This window comes from Flagellimonas flava (assembly GCF_900129665.1).
GTDB classification, from domain to species: domain Bacteria; phylum Bacteroidota; class Bacteroidia; order Flavobacteriales; family Flavobacteriaceae; genus Flagellimonas; species Flagellimonas flava.
In genome coordinates this window covers 399,240-423,869 of record NZ_FQWL01000002.1, presented here as the reverse complement: position 1 = coordinate 423,869, position 24,630 = coordinate 399,240, and the positions used below count along the sequence as shown (strand labels likewise).

The 24,630-nt window shown below is 41.6% G+C and carries 22 protein-coding genes; 15 read left to right on the top strand and 7 right to left on the bottom strand.

The window, feature by feature from the left end:
* Window positions 1-79 precede the first annotated feature (79 nt).
* The gene (locus BUC10_RS07750) at window positions 80-1,975 is read left to right on the top strand and encodes a M61 family metallopeptidase (protein WP_073178061.1); all 1,896 of its coding nucleotides are present in this window, start codon (window positions 80-82) and stop codon (window positions 1,973-1,975) included.
* Window positions 1,976-2,055: 80 nt separating this feature from the next.
* Here BUC10_RS07750 and ahcY read toward each other — a convergent pair whose 3' ends face one another.
* A complete protein-coding gene (ahcY, locus tag BUC10_RS07745) occupies window positions 2,056-3,372 on the bottom strand; it encodes an adenosylhomocysteinase (protein ID WP_073178059.1) in 1,317 nt (438 codons plus the stop codon).
* A gap of 74 nt (window positions 3,373-3,446) precedes the next feature.
* Here ahcY and BUC10_RS07740 point away from each other — a divergent pair, with 74 nt between their 5' ends.
* The 7 genes from BUC10_RS07740 to BUC10_RS07705 all read left to right on the top strand — a co-directional run bounded on the left by BUC10_RS07740 (window position 3,447) and on the right by BUC10_RS07705 (window position 9,532).
* On the top strand, window positions 3,447-4,088 hold the full coding sequence (locus BUC10_RS07740) for a 4'-phosphopantetheinyl transferase family protein (protein ID WP_073178057.1): 642 nt from the start codon (window positions 3,447-3,449) through the stop codon (window positions 4,086-4,088).
* Window positions 4,089-4,133: 45 nt separating this feature from the next.
* Window positions 4,134-4,394 (top strand): thiamine-binding protein, encoded by a 261-nt coding sequence (locus tag BUC10_RS07735; protein WP_073178054.1) that lies wholly within the window; start codon window positions 4,134-4,136, stop codon window positions 4,392-4,394.
* On the top strand, window positions 4,378-5,016 hold the full coding sequence (gene pnuC / locus BUC10_RS07730; RefSeq protein WP_185116257.1) for a nicotinamide riboside transporter PnuC: 639 nt from the start codon (window positions 4,378-4,380) through the stop codon (window positions 5,014-5,016). Before BUC10_RS07735 ends, pnuC begins: the two co-directional genes overlap by 17 nt.
* Entirely contained in the window at window positions 4,971-5,546 is a 576-nt protein-coding gene (locus tag BUC10_RS07725) for an AAA family ATPase (protein WP_073178052.1), read from the top strand. The genes pnuC and BUC10_RS07725 overlap by 46 nt, the downstream gene beginning before the upstream one ends.
* On the top strand, window positions 5,533-7,071 hold the full coding sequence (locus BUC10_RS07720) for a DUF4301 family protein (protein WP_073178050.1): 1,539 nt from the start codon (window positions 5,533-5,535) through the stop codon (window positions 7,069-7,071). The genes BUC10_RS07725 and BUC10_RS07720 overlap by 14 nt, the downstream gene beginning before the upstream one ends.
* Window positions 7,072-7,752: 681 nt before the next feature.
* A complete protein-coding gene (locus BUC10_RS07710; protein ID WP_073178046.1) occupies window positions 7,753-8,058 on the top strand; it encodes a hypothetical protein in 306 nt (101 codons plus the stop codon).
* Between the two features lie 136 nt (window positions 8,059-8,194).
* Complete coding sequence (locus BUC10_RS07705; RefSeq protein WP_073178044.1) at window positions 8,195-9,532, top strand: sigma-54-dependent transcriptional regulator; 1,338 nt, start codon at window positions 8,195-8,197, stop codon at window positions 9,530-9,532.
* Here BUC10_RS07705 and BUC10_RS07700 read toward each other — a convergent pair.
* Window positions 9,522-11,969 (bottom strand): hybrid sensor histidine kinase/response regulator, encoded by a 2,448-nt coding sequence (locus BUC10_RS07700; protein ID WP_073178042.1) that lies wholly within the window; start codon window positions 11,967-11,969, stop codon window positions 9,522-9,524. The genes BUC10_RS07705 and BUC10_RS07700 overlap by 11 nt on opposite strands.
* 290 nt (window positions 11,970-12,259) lie before the next feature.
* Between BUC10_RS07700 and BUC10_RS07695 the strand changes: the two genes are divergently transcribed.
* Both BUC10_RS07695 and BUC10_RS07690 read left to right on the top strand, forming a co-directional pair.
* A complete protein-coding gene (locus BUC10_RS07695) occupies window positions 12,260-14,518 on the top strand; it encodes a TonB-dependent receptor (RefSeq protein WP_084732585.1) in 2,259 nt (752 codons plus the stop codon).
* Window positions 14,519-14,539: 21 nt separating this feature from the next.
* Window positions 14,540-15,562 (top strand): Gfo/Idh/MocA family protein, encoded by a 1,023-nt coding sequence (locus tag BUC10_RS07690; RefSeq protein ID WP_245812796.1) that lies wholly within the window; start codon window positions 14,540-14,542, stop codon window positions 15,560-15,562.
* On the opposite strand, the gene BUC10_RS07685 is transcribed toward BUC10_RS07690, so the two are convergent.
* Window positions 15,555-15,998 (bottom strand): Rieske (2Fe-2S) protein, encoded by a 444-nt coding sequence (locus BUC10_RS07685; protein WP_073178871.1) that lies wholly within the window; start codon window positions 15,996-15,998, stop codon window positions 15,555-15,557. The genes BUC10_RS07690 and BUC10_RS07685 overlap by 8 nt on opposite strands.
* 186 nt (window positions 15,999-16,184) lie before the next feature.
* On the opposite strand from BUC10_RS07685, the gene greA reads away from it, so the two are divergent.
* Together greA and BUC10_RS07675 are read left to right on the top strand one after the other, a co-directional pair.
* Window positions 16,185-16,661 carry a transcription elongation factor GreA gene (gene greA / locus BUC10_RS07680; protein ID WP_073178040.1) on the top strand — a complete coding sequence of 159 codons (477 nt, stop codon included), beginning with the start codon at window positions 16,185-16,187 and terminating at the stop codon, window positions 16,659-16,661.
* Between the two features lie 72 nt (window positions 16,662-16,733).
* Complete coding sequence (locus BUC10_RS07675) at window positions 16,734-17,126, top strand: HIT family protein (protein WP_073178038.1); 393 nt, start codon at window positions 16,734-16,736, stop codon at window positions 17,124-17,126.
* Here the strand turns inward: BUC10_RS07675 and BUC10_RS07670 are convergent.
* Both BUC10_RS07670 and BUC10_RS07665 read right to left on the bottom strand, forming a co-directional pair.
* The gene (locus BUC10_RS07670; RefSeq protein ID WP_073178036.1) at window positions 17,119-17,469 is read right to left on the bottom strand and encodes a hypothetical protein; all 351 of its coding nucleotides are present in this window, start codon (window positions 17,467-17,469) and stop codon (window positions 17,119-17,121) included. The genes BUC10_RS07675 and BUC10_RS07670 overlap by 8 nt on opposite strands.
* 6 nt (window positions 17,470-17,475) lie before the next feature.
* On the bottom strand, window positions 17,476-18,624 hold the full coding sequence (locus BUC10_RS07665; protein WP_073178034.1) for a sensor histidine kinase: 1,149 nt from the start codon (window positions 18,622-18,624) through the stop codon (window positions 17,476-17,478).
* Between the two features lie 123 nt (window positions 18,625-18,747).
* On the opposite strand from BUC10_RS07665, the gene BUC10_RS07660 reads away from it, so the two are divergent.
* From BUC10_RS07660 to aat, 3 genes are read left to right on the top strand one after another with little or no spacing between them, the layout of a single operon-like run.
* Window positions 18,748-19,125 (top strand): DUF3127 domain-containing protein, encoded by a 378-nt coding sequence (locus BUC10_RS07660; protein WP_073178032.1) that lies wholly within the window; start codon window positions 18,748-18,750, stop codon window positions 19,123-19,125.
* Window positions 19,126-19,131: 6 nt separating this feature from the next.
* On the top strand, window positions 19,132-20,508 hold the full coding sequence (locus tag BUC10_RS07655) for a short-chain fatty acid transporter (RefSeq protein WP_073178030.1): 1,377 nt from the start codon (window positions 19,132-19,134) through the stop codon (window positions 20,506-20,508).
* Window positions 20,509-20,541: 33 nt separating this feature from the next.
* A complete protein-coding gene (gene aat / locus BUC10_RS07650; protein ID WP_073178027.1) occupies window positions 20,542-21,204 on the top strand; it encodes a leucyl/phenylalanyl-tRNA--protein transferase in 663 nt (220 codons plus the stop codon).
* Window position 21,205: 1 nt separating this feature from the next.
* On the opposite strand, the gene BUC10_RS07645 is transcribed toward aat, so the two are convergent.
* Together BUC10_RS07645 and BUC10_RS07640 are read right to left on the bottom strand one after the other, a co-directional pair.
* The gene (locus BUC10_RS07645) at window positions 21,206-22,864 is read right to left on the bottom strand and encodes an alpha-glucosidase (protein ID WP_073178025.1); all 1,659 of its coding nucleotides are present in this window, start codon (window positions 22,862-22,864) and stop codon (window positions 21,206-21,208) included.
* A 24-nt stretch (window positions 22,865-22,888) separates the two neighbouring features.
* Window positions 22,889-24,547 (bottom strand): solute:sodium symporter family transporter, encoded by a 1,659-nt coding sequence (locus BUC10_RS07640; RefSeq protein WP_073178023.1) that lies wholly within the window; start codon window positions 24,545-24,547, stop codon window positions 22,889-22,891.
* Window positions 24,548-24,630 lie beyond the last annotated feature (83 nt).

Sequence of the window (24,630 nt, the reverse complement as noted above, 5' to 3'; positions counted from 1 at the left end):
ATCTCCCATCTCGATTACCAATCATCATCAGAGCACTTTTCTAACTATCTTAGCATATCATTAATCTAAAAAGCGCAAAATGTTCAAAAAGTACCTTTCACTGATGATTTTGTTGGGACTTGCAATGTCTTGCAAGACCAAGAATATTTCAAATGATTTGGCATCCCAAAACCCCATCCGGACCCAATTGGATTTGGTAAACCTCCAGAATGATAAGGTAGAGGTTTCGATTGACCCGGGAAGATTTGTCCGTGATACCGTTGTCTATAGATTGCCAAGGGTGGTTCAGGGAACCTATGCCGTCTCCGATTTTGGAAAGTATATTGAGGGATTGAAGGGGATAGACTATGAGGGGAACGAATTGGCCGTAACAAAACAGGACACCAATACTTGGATGATTCCCAATGCACAAAACCTTGATAGGCTAATATATTGGGTCAACGATACCTTTGATCAAGAGATTCAAGGTGGAATTGGGGAGGAAATACCTTTTTCACCCTCAGGAACCAATATTGAGGAGAAACAGGTGATGCTCAATCTTCATGGGTTTATTGGATATTTTGATTCTCTTAAAAACAGTGCTTATCAGATTGGAATAACAGCTCCAGACGCTTTTAATTATACTTCGCCATTACAGGAAATCAATACCTCCAAAAGTGACGATGGGAAAACCAAGACTTCGGTATTTTATGCCAATCGTTATTTTGAGGTTACGGATAATCCAATGATGTATGGAGAAACTGAGGTGGAGGAATTCATGGTGGGGAATATTAAAATTGTATTGAGCGTATTTTCACCCAATGGATTACACACAGCAGCAGAGATAAAAGAAACGGTCCATAAAATGATGCTTGCCCAGAAAGAGTATTTGGGTGATTTGGACAGCACTCCTCGCTATGATATCTTGTTGTATTTATCCGATACGGAAAAAGAAGGTTCTCCAAAGGGATTTGGAGCTTTGGAACATCATACTTCAACAGTTGTTGTGCTGCCGGAGAGTATGCAACCGGAGGCGCTGGCAGAATCCATGATAGATGTTGTGGCTCACGAGTTTTTCCATATTGTTACCCCATTATCCGTGCATTCCGAGGATGTCCATTATTTTGATTACAACAAGCCTACTTTTAGCAAACATTTATGGCTTTATGAAGGAGTAACGGAGTACTTTGCACAGCATTTTCAAGTATATGAAGGTTTAATTGACGAGGCAGAGTACTTTTCCAGAACGACCCAAAAAATAAATGGTTCACGATCTAATTATGATGATTCCATGAGCTTCACCCAAATGAGTGAAAACATTTTGGAAAGTCCATACAAAGAAAATTATGCGAATGTTTATTTAAAAGGGGCACTTATAGGAATGTGCCTGGATATTTTAATGCGCGAAAACAGCGATGGCCAGCGAAGCCTTCGTTCCCTTATGGCAGAGTTATCGGTAAAGTATGGGAAAAACAAACCTTTTACCGACGACAACTTGGTTAATGAAATTGCCGAGATGACCTATCCTGCCGTGAAGGAATTCCTGAACACAAACGTGATTGGCTCAACACCAATTAACTATGACGTATTTTTCGAGAGAGTTGGGCTCCATTTTGATGAAGCCCAAGTAGAGACCAACTATCTTCAAAATGCTGGAAACTTAATTGTTGGTGCTGACCCTGAAAGGGGAGGGATTAAATTCAATGATTTGGTGGAGAACAATAGCTTTTGGACCGAGCAAGGAGCACAACCCAATGATTTGTTCAAGTCAATTAACGGCAATGAAGTAAATCTGGCCAATGCAAACCAAGTATTTGGTGAGGTTTTTTCTTGGAAGCCTGGTAAGGAAATAGAAGTGGTATTGTTGAGGGGAGGAGATGAGATTATGATAAAAACTACCACTACCCCGTCCTATACCAAGGCCAAAACTTTGGTGGAAAACCCTGATGCCACTACATCCCAAAAAGCACTTCGGGATGCTTGGTTAAAAGGATAATAACTCTTTCAGTTTACCTACAATGAAAAGGCCCCTGCATTTGTGCAAGGGCCTTTTTTAAATTACAATTTCGAAATGGTCTAGTATCTGTAATATTCAGGTTTGAAAGGACCTTTTACGGTTACACCAATATATTCGGCCTGATCCTCCCTTAATTCTGTGAGTTCGGCTCCCAATCTGGAAAGATGTAATTTGGCCACCTTTTCATCCAGATGCTTAGGAAGCATATATACATCATTTTCGTATTTGTCACTATTGTTCCAAAGCTCAATTTGTGCCAAAGTCTGATTTGTAAACGAGTTGCTCATAACAAAGCTGGGGTGTCCGGTTGCACAACCCAAGTTCACCAAACGACCTTCAGCCAAAACGATTACATCCTTTCCATCAATGGTATATTTATCAACCTGTGGTTTGATCTCATCTTTTGTGTTTCCGTAGGCACCGTTCAACCAAGCCATATCAATTTCATTATCGAAGTGTCCAATATTACAAACGATGGCCTTGTCCTTTAGAGCACGGAAATGTTTTTCTTGGATAATATCTTTGTTACCGGTTGTGGTTATCACCACATCGGCATTTCCAATAACGGTTTCCAATTTCTTTACTTCATATCCGTCCATACATGCTTGAAGCGCACAAATTGGATCGATTTCAGTTACCGTAACAATGGCTCCAGCTCCTCTGAAGGAGGCAGCTGTTCCCTTGCCAACATCGCCGTACCCGGCAACAACTACACGTTTTCCGGCCAACATGGTATCGGTAGCTCTGCGGATGGCATCCACTGCGCTTTCACGACATCCATATTTGTTGTCAAACTTGGATTTGGTTACGGAATCGTTCACATTAATGGCAGGCATGGGAAGCGTACCATTTTTTACTCTTTCGTACAAACGATGCACTCCGGTTGTGGTTTCCTCAGAAAGTCCTTTGATGCCAGCGGCCAGTTCTGGGTATTGGTCCAGCACCATATTGGTCAAGTCCCCACCATCGTCCAAAATCATGTTCAACGGTTGTCTATCCTCTCCAAAGAACAAGGTTTGCTCAATACACCAGTCAAACTCCTCCTCAGTCATGCCTTTCCAAGCGTAAACTGGAATTCCAGCGGCCGCTATGGCAGCAGCTGCATGATCTTGGGTAGAGAAAATATTACAGGAACTCCAGGTAACGTCAGCACCCAGTTCCACCAAAGTTTCAATCAAAACCGCGGTTTGAATGGTCATGTGCAAGCAACCTGCAATACGAGAACCTTTCAAAGGCTGTTCATCTTTATATTCTTCCCGCAACGCCATTAGTCCTGGCATTTCCGCTTCGGCAAGTTCAATTTCTTTTCGTCCCCAATCCGCTAGGGAAATATCCTTCACCTTAAAAGGTACATAGGGAATTGTCTTTGTGCTCATCTCTTATTTTAATTAACTTTATGTAGCTTCGCTTTAACAGTCAGCAAAGATACGAAATCGCTTAATTATTAATTGTGCCCATATACAAAATTATCAAGGTGTCTCCCACAACCTCAGTTTACATATGGAAGGTTGTCGAACCGGAAGGTGAATTGGCAAAAGATGTCCAGCTCACCCCACATTGTCGGGCCAGGGTGGACGGGATGAAGTCTGAAGCACATAGGAGGGCATTTCTTAGTATTCGGCATTTGATGGCCGAGGCTGGATATAAGGACCATGACCTTTATTATGATGATTTTGGCAAGCCACATCTGGTGGATGGAAATTATATTTCCATTACACATTCCCATAATTTTACCGGGATTATTGTGAGCAGCAGCGATGAAGTGGGCATAGATATTGAAAAGCAACGGGACAAGATCTTAAGGATTGCGAACAAATTCACTCCACTGGAAGAGTATCGAACCCTGGCGAATACCGATGCCATAATCAGAAAATTGACCATTGTTTGGGGAGCCAAAGAATCGCTCTATAAAATTTATGCGCAACAAGGTCTCAGCTTTCTAAGGCATATTGATGTTATGGATTTTGCGTTTGACGACAACCGTACCGTAGCAAAAATTATGTACAAAGGAGAAAAGTCACACTACGGTGTGGAGTTTTTGGAATTTGAAGGCTTTGCCTGTGTTTTTGCCCTTAAAATGATGGGGCGTTGAAAGTCTCTTTTTAGTAGCTTTGCCGCTTATAATGCTACAATTCCCATGAAAATTTCTGTTGAACTTACCCTGACCCCACTTCAAGATAATTTTGAACCACCGATCATTGAATTCATTAAAAAACTAAGGGCCTCAGACCTCACTGTCCTGGAAAACCCTTTGAGTACACAGGTATATGGGGAATACGATGAGGTCATGGAACTACTTAACAAGGAGATCAAGTCGACCTTTGGAAATCTAGAGCATGTGGTATTGAATATGAAAATAGTAAAGTCTGACCGTAGCCAATATGAACCACATTTTTGACTTTTTTCTTGATGCGTATCGTAACAAAGAAACCTACATTGTTGTTTTGGAAGCAATTGTGTTTGTTACGGGAATAGCAAGCGTCTGGTATGCCAAGCAAGAGAATATTTGGGTGTATCCCACTGGATTGATAGCTACCATAATTTCGGTTTACATCCTGCTCAAAGACCAGCTTTATGGGGATATGATGATGAATTTCTATTTTTCCATAATGAGTGTATATGGTTGGTGGAATTGGGCAAGAAAAAAGAACAATGAGAAAGTGGTCAAGATTTCGAGAACAAACTTCAAGGAAAAACTTATTGGTTTTGGGTTGTTTTTGATGACGGTTGCCATCACCTATTTGGTATATCGGAGTTCAGGAATTGAAATAGAATGGTCCAATTATATTGATATGTTTACCTCCGGGCTATTTTTCACCGGAATGTGGTTTATGGCCAAGAAGAAAATTGAAAACTGGACACTTTGGATTATCGCAGATATCATAACCGTTCCTTTATATGCCTATAGGGGGTGGGGAATGTTATCGTTTCAATATTTAATTTTCACTGTGTTGGCAATTCAAGCCTATTATTTATGGAAGAAAAGCTTGGGCAAGAGCCCTCAGACCTCGTTAAAGTAGTCCTTTTTGGCCCTGAATCCACCGGAAAGACCACTCTATCCCAACAATTGGCACGTCAATACAATACGGTTTGGGTTCCTGAGTATGCAAGGGAATACCTGCAGGACAAATGGAATAATGAACGAAAAACATGTGAACCTAAGGATTTATTGCCAATAGCCAGGGGTCAGATTCGCTTGGAAAACGACTTGACAAAAAAGGCTTCGGATGTTTTGATTTGCGATACAGATCTTTTGGAGACCAAAGTATATTCAGAAGCCTATTATTTGGGATATTGTGATCCCGTGCTGGAGAAATATGCCTTGCAAAATTCCTATGACCTCTATTTCTTGACATACATTGACACTCCCTGGGAGGCCGATGATCTTCGCGACAAACCAAATGAAAGGGAGCGGATGTTCGAATATTTTCACGATACCTTAAAACGATATGATAGGAATTTCGTTATCTTGAAGGGAGATAAAAAAACACGTCTCAAAACCGCAGTCCAACATATAGACAAACTTCTTCTAAACCATGATAGACCTTAGCCAAAAAGACTTGGAACAACTCCAAAAAAAAGGAATTTCCAAAGAAAAAGTTGAACAGCAAATCGAAACGTTTACGGCTGGAATTCCATTTGTGAACCTTAAAAAAGCTGCTATTGTTGGTGATGGAATCTTGCGCTTTTCGGAAGAAGAACAGAAAGAGCTTGTAAATTACTTTGAAGAAAAAAGGGGCGACTTGGAACTTTTAAAATTCGTCCCGGCATCAGGAGCTGCATCCAGGATGTTCAAGACTATGTTCAACTTTTTGGAAGCCTATAACCCTAAGGAAGAAGGACTGTCAAATTATATAGAAAGAACAGGAGACAAGGCCATAGAACAATTCACCCAGCAGATGGAACAACTTCCATTTTATGAACTGATCATGGGACGAATTGCGGGTAGTGCTTCAAATAAGGATGAAGAGGCTTACCTTTTTGTAAAGGAAATGCTTGTTTCAGAAGGGTTGAACTACGGTTTCTTTCCCAAAGGCTTGCTTCCATTTCATAACTATGGACAGAACACTGCAACACCATTTGAGGAGCACCTGAAGGAAGCTTCCTTGTATGCCAAGACTGATGGCACGGCCAATTTGCATTTCACCATTTCTGAGCAACACAATGATATGTTTGCCGAGGAACACGGGCAAGCTGGTCCTAGAGTATCCGAGAACACCGAAACGGAATTTAATATCTCGTATTCGAACCAAAAACCTTCCACAGATACGATTGCCGTGGATTTGGAAAACAAACCTTTTAAGAACAACGACGGTTCCATTTTGTTCAGGCCAGGAGGACATGGTGCCTTAATTGAAAACTTGAACGACCAAGATGCCGATATCATTTTCATAAAGAATATTGATAATGTGGTTATTGATCAGAACCTTGAAACTGTATCCAACAGCAAGAAAATGTTGGCAGGTGTTCTAAAAAAGGTTCAGGATAGGGCGTTTGATTGTGCATCAATATTGGAAGAAGATACTTTGGATAGGGCTAAGCAAGAAGAAATCAAGACATTTTTGGAGCAGGAATTAAATGTTAGATTTCCTGAGAACTATGATGACTTGGACACTGAGACCAAGTTGGGAATGCTTCGAGCCAAGGTTAACCGACCCATACGCGTCTGTGGAATGGTAAAAAATGAAGGAGAGCCTGGAGGTGGTCCTTTTTGGATTGCAGGTGCTGATGGAAACATTTCCTTACAAATCATTGAATCTGCCCAAATAGATCTGTCCGATTCGGAACAAGCGGCCATTCTGCAAAACGCTACCCATTTTAATCCTGTGGATTTGATTTGTGGAGTTAGGGACCATAAGGGAAACAAATACAATCTTTTGGAATTTGTGGATGAGAAGCAAGGTTTTATAACAGGTAAAACCAAAGAAGGAAAAGAACTTAAGGCATTGGAACTTCCAGGTCTTTGGAATGGAGCCATGGCCTATTGGAATACTCTTTTTGTGGAAGTGCCTTTGGTAACGTTCAATCCTGTAAAAACGGTAAACGACCTATTGAAGCCTACACATCAGGCATAAAAATCAATTCATAGACAAAAAAACCGATTCAACGATGTTGAATCGGTTTTTTTATGTGACCAATTTAAAAATTAGGTGTCTTAAAGACAAAGGGAAGAAGTAAACCCAAGGGAAAAAAAACTTGGGTTAATAATAAAAAACACTTCTAAGCGATGACGCTTAGTTTTTTGGTTGGTTGATTTGGTTGGAAGGTCGTACATAGTGCGACCTTTTTTTGTGACCTGTAGTAAAAAAGTGTGTCCAACTAAATAGAAAATGGAAAGTTTGATATATAAGATAAGCTTGGTGCTGGGAATGTTGTCATTTTTTTTGGCAGTTTTTTTGGTGGTACCACACCTAAGGAGAGCCAATAAGACTAAAAAACAAAACAAATCTGGATAATGCTATGCAAACACTAACCATGCGTTGTCCATCCATGCCAATAATAGATGCAATCCTAATATCTCCATAGATAGATTGAAATATTGGCTAATTCAAAAGGCTGCTTCGGCAGCCTTTTTTTTGGGTAAAAAATAGCCACTTCGCCTCCTTAGGTATACAAAATTACACATATCTAGTACAACCCAAGTTTTTTTAAAACACTGATTCAAAGACAACTAAGGTCTGTGTTATTGTTTTTTGGGATATGGCATTGGATTTTCATTAGATAAGGCAAGTTTAATTTTTTAAAATATAGATATCATGAAAAAATTGATTTTAGCCTCTGTTTTATCCTTTGTAGGTTTAACCGCTATGGCTCAAGATGCCACCACCACAGAGGTAGATAATACCGTATCTGAAGTGACAACGGTCCAAGATTTCCAGGAGATTAATGTTGCTGACCTTCCGGCTGCGGTTGTAGAGGCCGTACAAAAGGATTATCCAACAGCAACTATTAACAAAGCGTACAAAAACGAATCCGATCAGTTCAAATTGGAACTTTCCTTGAAGGATGGTGCCTCGGGAACAGTTTATGCTGATGCCGAAGGCAACTGGATAGAGCTGTAACGCAAATATGATCAATCGTGTTAGGTTAGTTTGGTTAGAGAGGGGTCTGCAATGGCAGGCCTCTTTTTTTTGTGATTTTTTTACCATAAGATCAAAGTCCCTAAACCTCCCGGTATCGTATATCTGATACTGAGATATGCCCAAAATCTTAATCATTGAAGATGATACCGCGTTTAGCCAAATGCTACAAAAGTTCTTGGCCAAACATCAGTATGGGGTTTCAGCATGTTACAATTTAACGGAAGCCAAGCAACTATTGGCTTCAGACTTATTTGACCTTATTCTTTCCGATGTCAGGCTCCCAGAGGGAGATGGAGTAGCATTTCTTTCTGAAATAAAAACTAAATTCCCACGTACCCAGGTTGTGCTAATGACCAGTTTCGCCGAGGTAAGTACTGCCGTAAAGGCTATGAAAAGAGGTGCTTTCGATTATATAGCCAAACCCTTTACACCGGAAAAGATACTGGAGGTGATCCGCACAGCACTAGACTCTTCCAACACCTTTCACGAATTCCAACGTACTCCAAAAAATATGGAGGTGGAATCAGCAATCAATGTTGAATCCGCCATTCTCGGAGTGAGTGAAGCCTCCCAAGAACTGGAACGACATATTGGACTCATAGCTCCAACTCATATGTCCGTGTTGTTGATTGGGGAAAGTGGAACGGGCAAGGAAGTGACCGCCAGGGCTATACACCATGCCAGTAAAAGAAGCAATCGCAACTTTGTGGCCGTGGACTGCGGGGCCATACCAAAGGAATTGGCCACAAGCGAATTTTTTGGGCATAGAAAAGGAAGTTTTACTGGTGCAATAGAGGATAAGGCCGGATTTTTTGAAGCTGCAAATGGTGGCACCCTCTTTTTGGATGAGATAGGAAACCTTTCCTACGAAAATCAAATACAGTTGTTGAGAGCCATTCAAGAGCGAAAAATAAAGCGGGTCGGCAGTACCAAAGAAATTTCAATTGATGTCCGTATTTTGGCCGCTACCAATGAGGATTTGGAACAAGCCGTAGCCGTGGGAAATTTTCGAGAAGATTTGTTCCACCGCTTGAACGAATTCACCATTGCCATACCAGCCTTAAAAGATCGGGATGCGGATTTATTGCTTTTCGCTGATTTCTTCTTGGGTCGCGCTAACGCAGAGCTGGACAAAACCGTGAAGGGCTTTTCCAAGGCCGCAAAGATGCTACTGTTAAATCACAATTGGCCCGGTAATCTTAGAGAGCTCAAAAATGTGGTAAAACGGGCCGTACTGTTCACCGAAGGAAGCGTTATCGAAGCCACTGTATTACCCAATCAACTTCATGGTCAATCCAATGATGCGGCATTCTCCAAACAAAAATTTGAAAAGGAACGTATTTTAAGAGCCTTAAAGCAAACAAATTTTAACAAAAGTGAGGCAGCCAAACTTTTGAAAATGACTCGTAAAACATTGTACAACAAAATCAATCGGTATCAGCTCAAAGTGTAAGCAGATAGGCTTGCAGCCCTTCTTTTACCGGGATGAATCCTTTTTTTACTTCTTCCACTTCCCTGATCAGTCCTTTTTTAGGTGTATTTTCTGGGGCTATCAACTCCAGGCGTTTAAGTTGGGGTACCATGGTTTTAATGGTTAATTGCCGAAACATAGGAAGCATTTTATGCGCAATGCTTCTCACCATGGCAAAATCCATTTGGGCAGAGGCCTTAGATAAGGCTTGCAGATTTTTGTCCGTATCCATCAAAAATGTTTTAAGCACTTCACGCAATGCCCTATTGTCATCAAGAAAAGAACAAATGAGCTCAGTGGAAAATAAAGAGTTCGAATCGGGTTGTATTTTTTCAGAGTGCTCTGGAATTTTCAAATTCAAATGGGAATATTGGGATATTACGTTTAAAAATTCGTGACTTGAGAATGGTTTAAAAAGTACATCCGCAAAATAAGCTTCTTTGCTATCCATCTCCAGTTTACTTTGTCCTGTCATGGCGATGATGGGTTGGTCGGTATACCCAAGGCCATTTTTGGTTTTAAGCGTTTTGGCAACGGTGTACCCATCAGTTATTGGCATTTGGATGTCCGTCAACAGTAGCGCAAAATCATGGGTGGGAGCACTTTTAAAAGCCTCAAAAGAAGTGAAAGCATGGCATTTTATATTGTGAATGTTACAAATTTCATGGATGAGGTGCAAAAGTGACTCATCATCATCTATAACCACCAAAGATGTTTTGGTGTTGGGAGCGAAAGCATCTGAATAAACTTCCTTCTCCAACCCGAAATCTACTGGAATCCATGGAAGACCAAGGGTAAAAATGCTGCCCTTGCCAAATTCACTGCTAACAGAAAGATTTCCACCCATGAGCAAGGCCAGTCTTTTGGAGATGGTAAGTCCTAGACCATAGCCCTTTTGTTTTTTTGGTCTCACATCTTCCGCTTGGGCGAACTCATCAAAAATGAAGTCCAGGGCTTTCTTTTTTATGCCAATTCCCGTATCCATGACCTGAATGTTAAGCATCTTTTTTCCTTTTTCCAGACTAGGATAGGCGCTAAGTTTAATATGTCCCTGTTCCGTAAACTTAAAGGCATTGCCCAGAAGGTTGGTCAAAATCTGCCTAAGTCGCAACAGGTCCCCGGCTATAGGTTGGCTGATGGATTCATGAACATCCAAAATCAGCGGTAGGGATTTTGATATACTTAAATCTGAAAAATCGGTGGTCAAACGCTTTAGTAATTCATCAAGCCGGAAGGGTTTGTTTTCAATGGAAATCGACCCTCCTTCAAGTTCCGTATACTCCAATAGATCATTCACCAGATGTTCCGCATAATTTGAGGCTGATTCCAAGTGCTTTACATACGATTGCTGTCTTGGGCTTTTTAGACTACTTCCCAATAATTCCGTGTAGCCCTTTATGTTTTGCAAGGGTGATCTAAGGTCATGGCTTACGGTTGCAATGAGTTGCTCCCTGCTCCGCAGCAAAGATTCCGAATACTTTTTTTCCTTTTCCAAACGGTCCCGGTACAATTGACCTTTCCAATAATCGCTTGCGGTTAAGACAGTGAAGACAATTATGGTGGATAAAGCCAATATACCGGCTATCCAGGCCAACTGGGTACTCCGTTTTAGCATTTTAGTTTTCTCCAAACGCTCTAATTGGGTTTCTTGTAGTATATCCCGCTCAAGAGAACCTATAATCTCACGAAGTTTTTGGGATAGCACCAAGTCGTTCTTATAGATTTGAAGCTCTTTGCGAATTAGGGAACGTTCAATCCTGGAACTTGCTGTCTTGGCATTGATAAGCAATGATTGGGAAAGTTTTAGTATGGAATCCACCTCTTGGGCTTTATGCTTTTGGGAGGTCTTTTGTGGAATATTGCGATTAAGGATTTCTACATAACTCTTTATGGAGTTCTGGGTTTCTTTGGGGAGTTCTTCAAAATCGGGCACCAATTGCTCAGGTGTAATTCGCCCTAAATCCATCTCCATCTGCTTAAAAGATTTTAAAAGTGAATCTATAGGAGCATTGTTGTTCTCTTCTTCCTTAAGCTTTCTTAATTCTGCATTGGTATAGACCTTTTGCCGGAGCAATGCTTGCACGCTGTCCAATTTTTGAATCTGATAGTGTTGTAAAGAGTAGCTTTTTAGAGTTTCAATATTTGCTTGAATGGAATCCACTTTTTTGGCATAGCTCTGGAAAGAGCTTCTTTTCCGATTTTGCAGTGCCAACTTGGAGAGATTTTCAGCTTCATACAGCGCAGTGAACAAATGATTGGTCTGTAGTAATTCCTCATCGCCAATACCTTTTTCCTGGGATTCCAAATAGGCATTGAACTCAGAATAGATGAATATCCCGGCCAAAACCGCCAAACTTCCCAAAATGACATATCCGGAAATAAGCTTAAGTGTAAATCTGTTCTTGGATTTTAGGGGCATACCATAGAATTACATACATATATACGTGAAGCCCATGGTACCATGGTTCTTTGGACTATGTTAATTATGTTCCTTTTTTGTTATGATAAATTGATTGGACGAATTACTTTTGCGGCATCTCAAAGGGGTGCTTTTTTAAAAGGCTGAGATTATACCCAATGAACCTGGGCGGGTAATGCTGCCAAGGGAGTGCGCTTTGCGCATCTTGGAATTTCTATGTTTCCTTAGAAACAAAAATCAAGTAGTAACAAAGAATAATGGCCCCTTTTATTCGTAAAACTTTTTTACGGATGAAACCATTGTGTTCAAAAAACCAAGTAATCGCTGTCCTGGATGGCGGTCCAACGCAAAAACCTAAAAAAAAGAAAACAGGTCGCGTTAAATGTCTAACCACTTCACTCGCCTTGATAGGTCTTTCAATTATGGTGAGCGGTCAACAAAACCCAACTGACTCCCTTGAAGGGAAAAAAATTGTACTGGATGAGGTGCTGGTGCAGGCGGTTCGGGTAACCAAAGAATTCCCGATTACCTTTTCCAATTTGGATAAGGAAGAAATTACACCCAGAAACCTAGGGCAGGATATCCCAATTTTAATGAATTACCTTCCAGCTGTGGTGACTACCTCGGATGCCGGAGCTGGGGTGGGGTATACGGGAATTCGAGTGCGTGGTAGCGATGCCACTCGGGTGAATGTTACCATTAACGGTATACCCTACAACGATGCCGAGTCGCAGGGAACTTTTTGGGTAAATATGCCCGATTTTGCGTCTTCTACCCAGAGTTTACAATTGCAGCGGGGTGTAGGAACATCCACCAATGGGGCTGCGGCCTTTGGCGCAAGTCTCAACCTATTGACCGACGCATTTTCCGAGGATGCCTACGGGCGAATTTCTTCATCTATTGGAAGTTTCAATACGTTGCGAAACAATGTAAAATTCAGCACAGGATTAATGGATGGGAATTTTGAACTTTCTGGAAGGCTGTCAAGAATAACCTCCAATGGTTATATCGACCGTGCTAGTTCTGAACTGGACAGTTATTTTCTTCAAGGAACTTATAAAGATGACAACACCTTGATAAAAGCACTCCTTTTTGGAGGGCATGAAGTTACATATCAGTCATGGTTTGGCATTGATGCCGAAACGCTTAGAACCAACAGGACCTTTAATCCGGCTGGAATGTATACCGATGAAAACGGTATAACTCAATTTTACGATCGGGAAGAGGATAATTATAAGCAAGATCATTTCCAACTGCATTGGAACGAAACCCTAAGCCCCGGCTGGAATGCCAATGTCGCGATACATTATACTCGCGGGAGAGGATATTTTGAGCAGTTCAGGGAAGATGACGACTTTGAAACCTATGGATTTGAACCCATTACGGTTAATGGCGAAACAGTAAATACCACCGATTTGATCAGAAGGAGATGGCTGGACAATGATTTTTATGGCACCGTGTTGTCCTTGAACCATACCAAAGAAAACCTGAACCTTATCCTTGGCGGTGGCTACAATGTATACAAAGGAGATCACTTTGGTGAGGTAATTTGGGCCCGTTTTGCAGGTAACAGCAACATAAGGGACCGTTACTATGATGATAATTCCACCAAAACTGATATTAATGTTTATGCCAAGGCCAATTATAAACTGGATGATAAATGGTCTGTGTTTGGGGACCTTCAGTACCGTGGCGTAGGCTATGAAGCCAATGGTGAGGATACCGGTTTAGTGGACGATACCTTTAACTTTTTCAATCCAAAGGCTGGAATCACTTTCGACTTAAACCGAAACAATAATTTCTATCTATCCTATGCCAGGGCCAACAGAGAGCCGAATAGAAACGATTACGAAAATGGCAATCCAAAACCTGAAAAGCTAAATGACTTTGAACTAGGGTGGCGTTTTGTGTCGCCAAGCTTTCAATTGAATGCCAATGCCTATTACATGCGCTATAAGGACCAATTGGTACTTACAGGGGAGTTGAACGATGTGGGCTCACCACTTCGGGCCAATGTTGGGGACAGTTATCGTTTGGGTATTGAACTTGACGCGAATATCAGTCTTGGAGATCGTTGGAAGGTAAGACCCAATATCGCGTTGAGTAACAATAGGAATATTGATTTCTTTTTCCAACGCGATGGTACACTTCAGAATTTGGGGAATACGAACATTGCCTACTCTCCTGATATTGTGGCTGGAAATATCCTTTCTTTTGTACCTAATGAAAACTTGCAATTATCCGTATTGACCAAATTTGTCGGGAAACAGTACATGGGTAATATTGACTCCGAGACCTCTGAGCTGGACAGTTATTCGCAAACCGATTTTAATGTGCAATATGTAATCGAAACAAACTCATTTGTTAAGAGTATTGTGCTGTCCGGTTTGGTGAACAATCTTTTTGACGCTGATATTGTTTCCAATGGATATTTCTTCACTTTTGACGATGATTTCACCAATCCTGGTACCATCACAACTATTGAAGGGGCCGGTTTTTACCCGCAGGCGGGCATCAATTTTCTGCTGGGAGCCACTGTGAATTTTTGATTGGACCAAAACAGTTTTAGCATGGGATTCTGTAAATTTATCGTAATGACGGAATCCCTTTCTTTTTCAGAAAAAAAACCTATCCGCTGGGGCGTGATCGGCTGCGGGGGTGTAACCGAAGTAAAGAGTGTACCCGCCTATCAAATGACAACCGGTTTTGAGGTTGCCATGGTAATGCGGAGGGATGGGAAAAAAGCACAGGACTATGCTTTGAGGCATGCGGTTCCAAACTGGACCACGAATGCAAAGGAGGTTATTGAAAACCCGGATATAGATGCTATTTATATTGCCACTCCACCAGATTCCCATTTGCACTATGCACTTCAGGTAGCACAAATGGGCAAAGTTTGTTGTATTGAAAAACCAATGGCACCAAACTATAAAGAAAGTTTAGCCATCCATAAAGCTTTCGAGGAAAGGAAATTACCGCTTTTTATTGCCTACTATCGCCGTTCCCTACCTCGGTTCAACAAGGTTAAGGAGTGGCTGGAAGAAAAACAGATTGGAGAGGTTCGGCATATTCATTGGCAGAAGACCAAACCGCCTAATGATATGGATCTAAACGGAATCTACAACTGGCGTACGGACAAAAGCATAGCACCGGGAGGGTATTTTGATGATTTGGCCAGCCATGGATTGGATTTGTTTACGTATCTGTTGGGTGATATCCAAAAGGCAAGTGGAATTGCGCTTAACCAGCAAGGTCTATACGGAGCATTCGATAGTGTTAGCGGATCATGGGTTCATAAAAACGGTGTTACCGGGACAGGTAGTTGGAATTTTGGAACGTATCATCGGGAGGATAAGGTTGAAATTTTGGGCTCTAAAGGAAAAATCAGCTTTGCCGTTCTGGATGAGGCTCCCTTAGTCTTGGAAAATGAATCTGGGAAGCAAGTCTTGGAGGTTAAAAACCCGAAGCATATCCAAGAATTTCATGTGGCCAATATTAAAAGTCATCTGTTGGGGAAATCCATCCATCCCTCGCTGGGAGAATCTGGCCTGCATACCAGTTGGGTAATGGATAAAATTTTGGGGACTAGTTGAAAATCGTCACAATGTTGCCACTTTGTGTCGCCCTGTAAAAAAGCAGGTCGTAGTATCGATTACCATCAGCTGGTCGGTCTAGTTGCTGCCCCGTAAATAGACTATAAGTAAAATCTTCGCAAGAACAGGTTACATTCTGTCCATCAATGGTCATGGTGGAGCAATTGTTTGGGGCATGGTTGGGGCAACTTGCCTCCCAGGCCACAAACTGGGAACCGCTTAATCCTGCCCGCATCACAAAAGCGCCGCGGGTACCCACACCATTGTTGTCCACATAGACAGGGTTGCCAATATTGTTAAGGTCATTGTATAATGGGAGATTAAGATTTAGTTCAAACCGAAAACCCACTTCTTGTAGGAATGGATTTCTATTGGTGGGGTCAGATTCACAGGAGATTAAGAAAAGTGATAAAAAGGTACTTAAGAAGTACTTCATAGCATGAATTTCAAGGCGTTGCATCGGCAAATTTGAGCAAAAAATGCCTATATTTGCGTTAAATCCTCGCAAAAAAACTATGCAAGCCATAGTTGCAGTTGAGGATTTTTTGTATTTGTAGCACAAAAGTACAGTGGGAAAATTTTTCATTTTCTTCAGTGTCCTTTTGCATTAAAAAATGACGAGATGAGTAAAGTTTCATATTATACAGCAGAGGGATTAAAAAAATTACGGGAGGAACTCAATCACCTAAAAGATGTGGAAAGGCCAAAAGCTTCTCAGGCCATAGCCGAAGCGAGGGATAAAGGCGATCTTTCCGAAAATGCGGAATATGATGCTGCCAAGGAGGCCCAAGGTCTATTGGAGATGAAAATATCCAAGATGGAGGAGACCTTGTCCAACGCCAGATTAATTGATGAGTCACAATTGGATACCTCAAAGGTTTTGGTACTTTCAACAGTAAAGTTGAAGAACCAGAACAACGGTATGGAAATGAAATATACCCTTGTGGCGGAAAGTGAAGCAGACCTAAAGGCTGGAAAAATTTCTGTAACCTCTCCCATAGGAAAGGGACTTTTGGGAAAATCTGTAGGGGACGTAGCGGAAATCCAAGTACCTAACGGAACGTTAAAGTTTGATATTTTGGAGATTACCCGGGAATAATCGGACTCAAAATTTTTATATTTAATCCCGTCACCCGACGGGATTTTTTATTCAAAACCAAACCAGACCAGCATGCCAAGTATTTTCACCAAAATCATAAATGGGGATATCCCTTGTTACAAAATTGCGGAGGACGACGATAACTTTGCATTTTTGGATATAAACCCAAATGCCAAAGGTCACACGCTTTGTGTGCCTAAAAAGGAGGTGGATAAACTTCTCGATCTGGACGAAGCCTCGTACATGAAACTCATGGCATTTTCCCGAAAGGTGGGACAAGCTATAGAAGCTTCTGTAGAATGCCAACGTGTGGGCATGAGTGTTATTGGGCTGGAAGTTCCTCATGTACATGTGCACCTTATTCCACTACAAAGCATGAAAAATGCCACTTTTCAATATAAGGAAAGTCTAAAGCCCGAAGAATTTGAAAAGGTGGCCCAAAGTATTCGGGACAATCTTAAATAAGTCCTTCCAATCGCATGTAAATCCCGGTGCCAGCCAAGGCTAGCAGCACAATCAGTATTATAAAAAACAAGGTCGTAAACCGCACGGACTTGCGGTCTGGGGTCACCAATTTGTTATAATAGTCGAACACCCGTTCAATATCATCCGTCCAATTCACGGGATAGATAATAGAAAAGCATTTCTTACACTTGATTTCATGGGTTACCTGATCGGTGGTCCGATGGTAGAATGGATTGTAGGTGTGTTTCTGATAAAAGGTGAGCTTTAGCTCCTGGTTAAAACATTCGGGGCAATTGTTGGTAATCTCAGCTTCCTTTATCGCAATTTGTTTCTCTTTGGCCATAGCGGATTAAACATTTGCTTTGAGGGAAATTTGCATGATTGTTCCTTCTTTACTTGACGAAAGTACTTTAATTTTTCCTTTATGGTACTCTTCAACAATTCTTTTAACTAAGGAAAGTCCTAATCCCCAGCCCCTTTTTTTAGAGGTTACTCCAGGGTTAAAAATGTTCTGAAAGTCACTTTTTGCAATGCCATGACCCGTGTCGGATACCAAAATATGTACATTTTGGCCCTTTTGCTCAATCTGGATACTAATGCTCCCTTTACCCTTCATGGCATCAATGCCATTTTTGACTAAATTTTCAATACTCCAGTTGTATAAGGGAGGGTTTAACAGCACTGGCAGCTTTTCAATCTCTGAATTGAAAGCAAAATGTACCAGTTTAGAGCTTCTTCGCTTTAAATATTGATAGGCCTTCTCGGTCTCTGTTACGATATCGTGTTCCCGTAATTCGGGGACCGACCCAATTTTGGAGAAACGCTCTGTAATGGTTTGAAGACGCGTTATGTCCTTGGCGATTTCTTTGGTGATATCCGGATTGATGTCCTCTGACTTCAATAGTTCGTTCCAACCTAAAAGTGAAGTCAAAGGTGTTCCTATTTGATGTGCGGTTTCCTTGGCCATACCGGCCCAAAGCTTGTTTTGCTCCGATGCCTTGTTCGTTTTAAAGAAAAAGAAAATAACGGCACCAAATAAACAAATGATCAGTAGCAGGGCCAGAGGATAATATTTAAGTTTGTTCAGTACTTCTGAGTTTCCATAATAAAGGGTTTCCAAAAGCTCCCCTTCTTGGACAATATGAATCGGTTCATTTTCACTGGAGTACTGTCTGATTTTTCGCTGGATATAGGCGCTATCGGTAGCCTTTTCTTCTGGAATATTGTGGGTTTTGATGGAACCTTCCTCATTCACCAAGATCATGGGGGTAGAGGTATTGTTGCCCATTACCTTTAAGGTTAGGTTTCCCAGTTCCTGATCTACGGAAGACTGAATAAGCTCCAATTGCGCCGTGGCCCAAATCTCCATTTTTAATCGCTCCTCTTCTTTAAACTTCTTGAAAAAACTGTTGGTGTTCCAAAGAATTAGGCTCACAATTACAAAAGCGGAGATCAATAAGGTAATATTGGATGCTTTGTTTTTGGGGCTGAAGTTCATGTCTTGGCCGAATTCGTATTAAAGATAGGAGAAAAGTGATAACATGTTAATAGTTAACGGGATTCTAGCATTTTTATTAGGGGGCATTTTATGTATTTTTGAACCATATTGAAAATAGCATTTATGGAAGTTCAGGGAAGAATTAAAATGATTGACGAAACCAAGACGTATGGGAACAACGGTTTCAGAAAAAGAGAAATGGTAGTTACTACGGAAGAGCAATATCCACAACACATTTTGGTGGAATTTGTACAAGATAAATGCGATTTGTTGAATAGCTACGCCGTAGGGCAACAAGTAAAAGTTAGCATCAACCTTAGAGGTAGGGAATGGGTAAATCCTCAAGGCGAGACCAAATATTTCAATTCCATCCAAGGATGGCGTATTGAAAACATGGAAAATGCACAACCTGCCAATGATATGCCACCAGTTCCACCGATGGAAGCTTTTGAACCCGCGGATGATGTTAATGAGGAGGATCATGACGATCTTCCCTTCTAAACTACCTTGGGACTTACAGGGTTTATAGAACGTATCTTTAGAAGGTATCTGCCATCACCTTTTACCATCGCGGTGGTATTGACGGTGCTGACCTTGATTTTGGCACTGCTGTTTACCGAGAATACTTCAGACCGAAACCATTTTGTTGAACTCCTGTCCTTTTGGGAAAGGGGAATTTGGAACAATGGGCTTTTGGTGTTTGCCTACCAAATGATGCTCATTTTGGTTCTTGGGCATGTTCTAGTGTTGAGCAAACCCATGGAAAGGCTTATTCTTGGGATTACAACATTGGTGAAAAACACATCCAATGCAGCCCTACTTGTAGCATTGCCCACCATGATGGTCTCCTTTTTCAATTGGGGTCTTGGGCTTATTTTTGGAGCTATTTTAGCCAGAAAAGTTGGGGAGTATGCCCAAGCTAATAACATTCCGATCAATTATCCCTTGATTGGGGCGTCAGGCTATGTTGGATTAATGGTTTGGCATGGTGGAATCAGTGGTTCTGCTCCGATAAAAGTATCAGAGGAGGGACATCTACAAAGTCTTATGGCCTCTATGTCCAATTCTCAACTTTTGGAAGGTCTTCCAAAATTGATTTCCACTTCGGATACGGTGTTCAGCCCATGGAATTTAATTTTGTTTGGTTTGGTTGCCTTGGCCATTTCCTTAACAGTTTACGTGTTGGGAAGAAAACTTCCGCCCGGTCAGATGCACCTAAAAGAGTATAAGTTTCAATCTGCAAGCAAAGAAAAATTGGAAGGAGCGGAGAAATTGGATTATTCCAAACCTGCCGCCTTGTTTTTTGGGATTTTGATTTTGGCCGCCTTCATTGTGCAATACCTACCGGCACTAAGAAGTTTGAACATTACTCCGAACATGCTCAATTTTTTCATGTTTGGGCTGGCCATTGTTTTACATGGGAATTTTAAGAGCTTCTTGAACGCTATTGAAGAGGCTATAGGAGATACCTCAGGGATATTGATTCAGTTTCCCCTATACTTTGGAATTATGGGAATTATGGCAAGTAGCGGGATGATCAATGGGATATCGGATTTTTTCGTTTCCATAGGCACGGCGACCACCTTGCCCATTTTCACGTTCTTAAGTGCGGGTTTGGTGAATATTTTTGTACCAAGCGGTGGCGGACAATGGGCCGTTCAAGGGCCTTTGGTTTTGGAATCTGCACTGCAGTTGGGGGTACCATTGCCCAAGGCTATCATGGCTTTAGCCTATGGAGACCAGATTACCAATATGTTGCAGCCATTTTGGGCACTGCCCTTGCTGGGAATCACCAAATTAAAGGCCAAGGAGATTTTGCCTTATACCTTGGTTTTTATGCTCATTGGTAGCGTTATTTATATTGCTGGACTGCTGTTTTGGTAGTACTTTTTCAGTAATTTTAGATAAAAATTGCAAATGGAAAAAGACGCCAATAATTTTCCGTTGTTTTTTCTTGGAGATCGATTGGAATTTCCGTCGGTATCCCAGGCCAATGAAGATGGACTTTTGGCTGTCGGAGGAGACCTCTCTCCTGAGCGCTTACTGCTCGCCTATAAAAATGGAATATTTCCTTGGTTTAATGATGACGCCCTGATTTTATGGTGGAGTCCAGATCCGCGTATGGTGCTCTACCCAAGGGAGATTAAAATTTCCAAAAGCATGAGAAAGGTGTTGCGTGATGGACAGTTCACCTTAACCCAAAATACCTGTTTTGAAAAGATTTTGGAGCATTGCGCCAAGGTGGAACGAAGAGATCAGGATGGTACCTGGATTACTCCCAACATGAAATCGGCCTATCTGGAGCTCTTTGACCGCGGGTTTGCCAAATCTTTGGAAGTTTGGGAAGGCGATATTTTGGTAGGGGGACTTTATGGAATAGACTTAGGGCATGTGTTTTGTGGCGAAAGCATGTTCAGTCTTAGGCCCAATGCCTCAAAATTTGCCTTTATACAGTTGGCCCAACAACTGGAGGCTAAAAAGTATAGGCTTATAGATTGCCAAATCCATACTCCTCACCTGCAAAGTTTAGGCGCCAAGGAAATACCTAGGGAAGAGTTTATGGAAGCCCTTGCCAAATAGTCTAGTGCTCCTTTAAAATCTTGGTTTGCCAGGGTGCTAGTTCATAAATTTGATCGGTAAAGTCGGATAAGTTTGATTTCATCAATCCAAAACCATTCCCCTGTATTGGCGAAGCATAAGTTTGGGTGCGGTCGCTAAAATTATGCAACACAAGAAAACAATGTTCCGCATCCCATCTAAGGTATGCGTAGATGCTTTCATGGCCGTTATCGATACATTCGTAATCTCCATAGACCATGGTGGGATGGGCCTTTCTAAAAGCAATCATTTCCCTGTAGTAGTTCAATATCGAGTTTGTATCCTGTTCTTGGGCCGCTACATTGATATCCGTGTAATTTGGATTGATCTTTAGCCAAGGTTTTCCATCTGAAAAACCTGCATTTTTATGAGTATCCCACTGCATGGGTGTACGCGCGTTGTCCCTACTTTGAGCATGGACAACAGACATGAACGCGTCCATGTCCTTACCTTGTTCTTTGGCCTCTTTATATGCGTTCAGGGTCTCCACATCATTATAGTCGGAAATGTGGGGATAGGCCACATTGGTCATCCCAATTTCGTCTCCCTGGTATACATAAACCGTTCCCCTTAGAGTCATCAATAGGGTAACCAACAGTTTGGCCGAAGCATTATGGTGCGTTCCATCATCACCAAACCGGGATATCATCCTGGAAAAGTCATGATTCCCTAAAAAGATACTTCCCCAACCTTTGTCCTTCAGTGCTTTGTCCCAATTCGAGAATACCTCCTTAAACTCATTTAAGTTGAATTCCCTGGGGTCATACTTTCCACCCAGACCACAGTCGATGAACATATGATCAAAATGAAAGACCATATTCAGTTCATTTCGACTTTCATCCACATAAAGCGGACCGTTTTTAAGGTCGATTCCAGGACCCTCCCCAACCGTCATGATATCATATTTAGATAGGACCTCTCGATTCATTTCATTTAGGTAGTCATGAATTTTAGGGCCATTGGCATAGTCATTTTCTATGGTATCCTGAAATTTCTCAAAAGTGGTGTCTGGCAGGCCTTCAGGTTTGGAGATCACTGAAATCACATCCATACGAAAACCATCCACCCCCTTATCGAACCAATACTTGATCACATCATGGATTTCTTTCCTCACTTCGGGATTCTCCCAGTTGAGGTCTGGTTGCTTTTTGGTGAAGTAATGGAGATAGTATTGGTCGGTAGTATCGTCATGCAGCCAAGCACTTCCGCTAAAAAAAGATGTCCAGTTATTGGGAGGGCCATCCTCTTTACCGTCTTTCCAAACATAATAATCCCTATAAGGATTGGTTTTGGATTTTTTGGATTCTTGAAACCAATAATGTTCGTCGGAAGTATGGTTGGCCACAAGGTCCATAACCAATTTCAGACCCTTCTGATGCATTTTCTCCAGAAGTTCATCAAAGGCCTCTTGTCCCCCAAAATCCTCTGAAATTTTACGGTAATCGCTTATGTCATAGCCATTGTCATCATTTGGTGACTCATAAACCGGGCATAGCCATACTACATCCACACCTAGGGATTTGATATAGTCCAGTTTTTCAATAATACCAGGAATATCCCCAATACCGTTTCCAGTAGTGTCATTAAATGAGCGTGGATATATTTGATATACCACACTCTCTTTCCACCAAGATTTTGTCATGTACCTAAAAGTTGATTCCAGAAGTTAGGTGAAGATGAAATAGGTGCTGATGACCAAGAGCGAAATGACTCCTCCTATTGCAAAAGCATATTTCCAAGGTGTGATGTCGATAACATCCGTGCTTTCTTCCACAGTAACCTCTTTTTTGGGCATAATTTTACCAAAAATCAGCATAACAACAACATTGAAGACAAATAAAATTCCCATAACATGTAAATAATGGGGATAGGCCTCCGCTTTTATGATGCTCAATTGAGCTGCATCCGTTATGCCTTGGGACTCAGCAAGTGCAACAGCACTTTCCCTAAAGTGAGGCTCCAGGAATAGTAAACTTATCAAATAAAGAATGACGCCTCCTACCATAACCACTTTGGCACCCAACGCGGGCACTCTTTTGGTCAAGATTCCCGTCATCACCACAGCAAGAATAGGTACACTTAAACTTCCCAACGATTGCTGGATATAACTAAAAAGTCCATCAGGGGCATTGGCAATAAAAGGCGCAATGGTCATGGAGATAATACCCAAGCCAAGACCAAATCGTTTGCCAGCTTTTACCGTTTCCATATCCGTAGCGTCTTTTTTAAAGAAGAATTTATAGAGATCAAAACCGAACAGCGTGGCGCTACTGTTCAACAAACTGTTGAATGAACTGAGCACTGCCCCGAAGAGAACAGCGGCAAAGAAGCCTGTTAAACTGGCCGGGAGTACCTTAGCCACCAAAGCGGGATATGCCTGATCGGCATTTTCCAATTGGCCGTTAAACACATGCCAGGAGATAATACCGGGTACCACCACCACAATTGGAATCACAAATTTGACAAAGGCGGCCAATAGCATTCCTTTTTGACCCTCTTTTAAACTTTTGGCTCCGAATACCCTTTGCAATATGGACTGATTGGTTCCCCAGTAGTAGACCTGGGCCAACATCATACCGGTAAAAATGGTTCCGAAAGGGATAGAGGAATCCACGGCACCTTTTACGATAAATTTTTCGGGGTTAGTATCCCATAAAATACCAAGGCCTTTCCCCACACTTCCATCACCAATTAACATTAGTCCAAAAACCGGAATCAAAAGTCCTCCAATAAGCAGTCCAACCGCATTGATAAGGTCTGAAACGGCAACAGCCTTCAAACCGCCAAAAATCGCATAGACCATGCCTATGAGACCGATGGACCAAACGCAGATCCAGATGACCGTCCAAGGATCCATATTCAGAACATTGGGCAAATCGAACATGGTGCTAAAAGCAAGCGATCCTGAATATAAAATGGTTGGCAGCAGCACAATGCCATACGCGAAAAGGAACAGTATGGAAAGTAATGCCTTGGTCTGTTTGTCAAAACGTTTTTCTATGAACTCGGGGATTGTGGTAATCCCTTTTTTCATATACTTTGGCAGCAAAAATATGGCCGTGAACACCATAGCTATGGCCGCCAAGGTTTCCCAGGCCATGACCATGATTCCTTCGTCAAAAGCTTGACCATTTAATCCCACAATTTGTTCTGCGGAAAGGTTGGTCAGTAACAAGGACCCAGCAATAGTAACGGCCCCGAGGGTCCTGCCCCCCAGATAATAGCCATCGGCAGATTTTTCATCGGTTTTTCTGGTAGCATACCAAGCTACTACCGCAACAAAAAGAGTAAATCCTAGGAAAGAAATAAGCGTAAGTGCTCCCATTGTATTAGAATAAAGTTAGTTTGTGTAGTTCCCTGAAAGATAGAGAAATTTCAATAGCCTGTAAAAACTTGATCAGAACTTTG

Excerpts from the sequence above, each read along its gene's own strand:
- BUC10_RS07640 (WP_073178023.1), bottom strand. The coding sequence starts at position 24,547 with ATGGGAGCACTTACGCTTATTTCTTTCCTAGGATTTACTCTTTTTGTT.
- BUC10_RS07750 (WP_073178061.1), top strand. The coding sequence starts at position 80 with ATGTTCAAAAAGTACCTTTCACTGATGATTTTGTTGGGACTTGCAATG.
- BUC10_RS07705 (WP_073178044.1), top strand. The coding sequence starts at position 8,195 with ATGCCCAAAATCTTAATCATTGAAGATGATACCGCGTTTAGCCAAATG.
- BUC10_RS07660 (WP_073178032.1), top strand. The coding sequence starts at position 18,748 with ATGGAAGTTCAGGGAAGAATTAAAATGATTGACGAAACCAAGACGTAT.
- BUC10_RS07665 (WP_073178034.1), bottom strand. The coding sequence starts at position 18,624 with ATGAACTTCAGCCCCAAAAACAAAGCATCCAATATTACCTTATTGATC.
- BUC10_RS07725 (WP_073178052.1), top strand. The coding sequence starts at position 4,971 with ATGGAAGAAAAGCTTGGGCAAGAGCCCTCAGACCTCGTTAAAGTAGTC.
- BUC10_RS07735 (WP_073178054.1), top strand. The coding sequence starts at position 4,134 with ATGAAAATTTCTGTTGAACTTACCCTGACCCCACTTCAAGATAATTTT.
- BUC10_RS07690 (WP_245812796.1), top strand. The coding sequence starts at position 14,540 with ATGGGATTCTGTAAATTTATCGTAATGACGGAATCCCTTTCTTTTTCA.
- greA (WP_073178040.1), top strand. The coding sequence starts at position 16,185 with ATGAGTAAAGTTTCATATTATACAGCAGAGGGATTAAAAAAATTACGG.
- BUC10_RS07645 (WP_073178025.1), bottom strand. The coding sequence starts at position 22,864 with ATGACAAAATCTTGGTGGAAAGAGAGTGTGGTATATCAAATATATCCA.
- ahcY (WP_073178059.1), bottom strand. The coding sequence starts at position 3,372 with ATGAGCACAAAGACAATTCCCTATGTACCTTTTAAGGTGAAGGATATT.
- aat (WP_073178027.1), top strand. The coding sequence starts at position 20,542 with ATGGAAAAAGACGCCAATAATTTTCCGTTGTTTTTTCTTGGAGATCGA.
- BUC10_RS07720 (WP_073178050.1), top strand. The coding sequence starts at position 5,533 with ATGATAGACCTTAGCCAAAAAGACTTGGAACAACTCCAAAAAAAAGGA.
- BUC10_RS07695 (WP_084732585.1), top strand. The coding sequence starts at position 12,260 with ATGAAACCATTGTGTTCAAAAAACCAAGTAATCGCTGTCCTGGATGGC.
- BUC10_RS07685 (WP_073178871.1), bottom strand. The coding sequence starts at position 15,998 with ATGAAGTACTTCTTAAGTACCTTTTTATCACTTTTCTTAATCTCCTGT.
- pnuC (WP_185116257.1), top strand. The coding sequence starts at position 4,378 with ATGAACCACATTTTTGACTTTTTTCTTGATGCGTATCGTAACAAAGAA.
- BUC10_RS07700 (WP_073178042.1), bottom strand. The coding sequence starts at position 11,969 with ATGCCCCTAAAATCCAAGAACAGATTTACACTTAAGCTTATTTCCGGA.
- BUC10_RS07710 (WP_073178046.1), top strand. The coding sequence starts at position 7,753 with ATGAAAAAATTGATTTTAGCCTCTGTTTTATCCTTTGTAGGTTTAACC.
- BUC10_RS07675 (WP_073178038.1), top strand. The coding sequence starts at position 16,734 with ATGCCAAGTATTTTCACCAAAATCATAAATGGGGATATCCCTTGTTAC.
- BUC10_RS07670 (WP_073178036.1), bottom strand. The coding sequence starts at position 17,469 with ATGGCCAAAGAGAAACAAATTGCGATAAAGGAAGCTGAGATTACCAAC.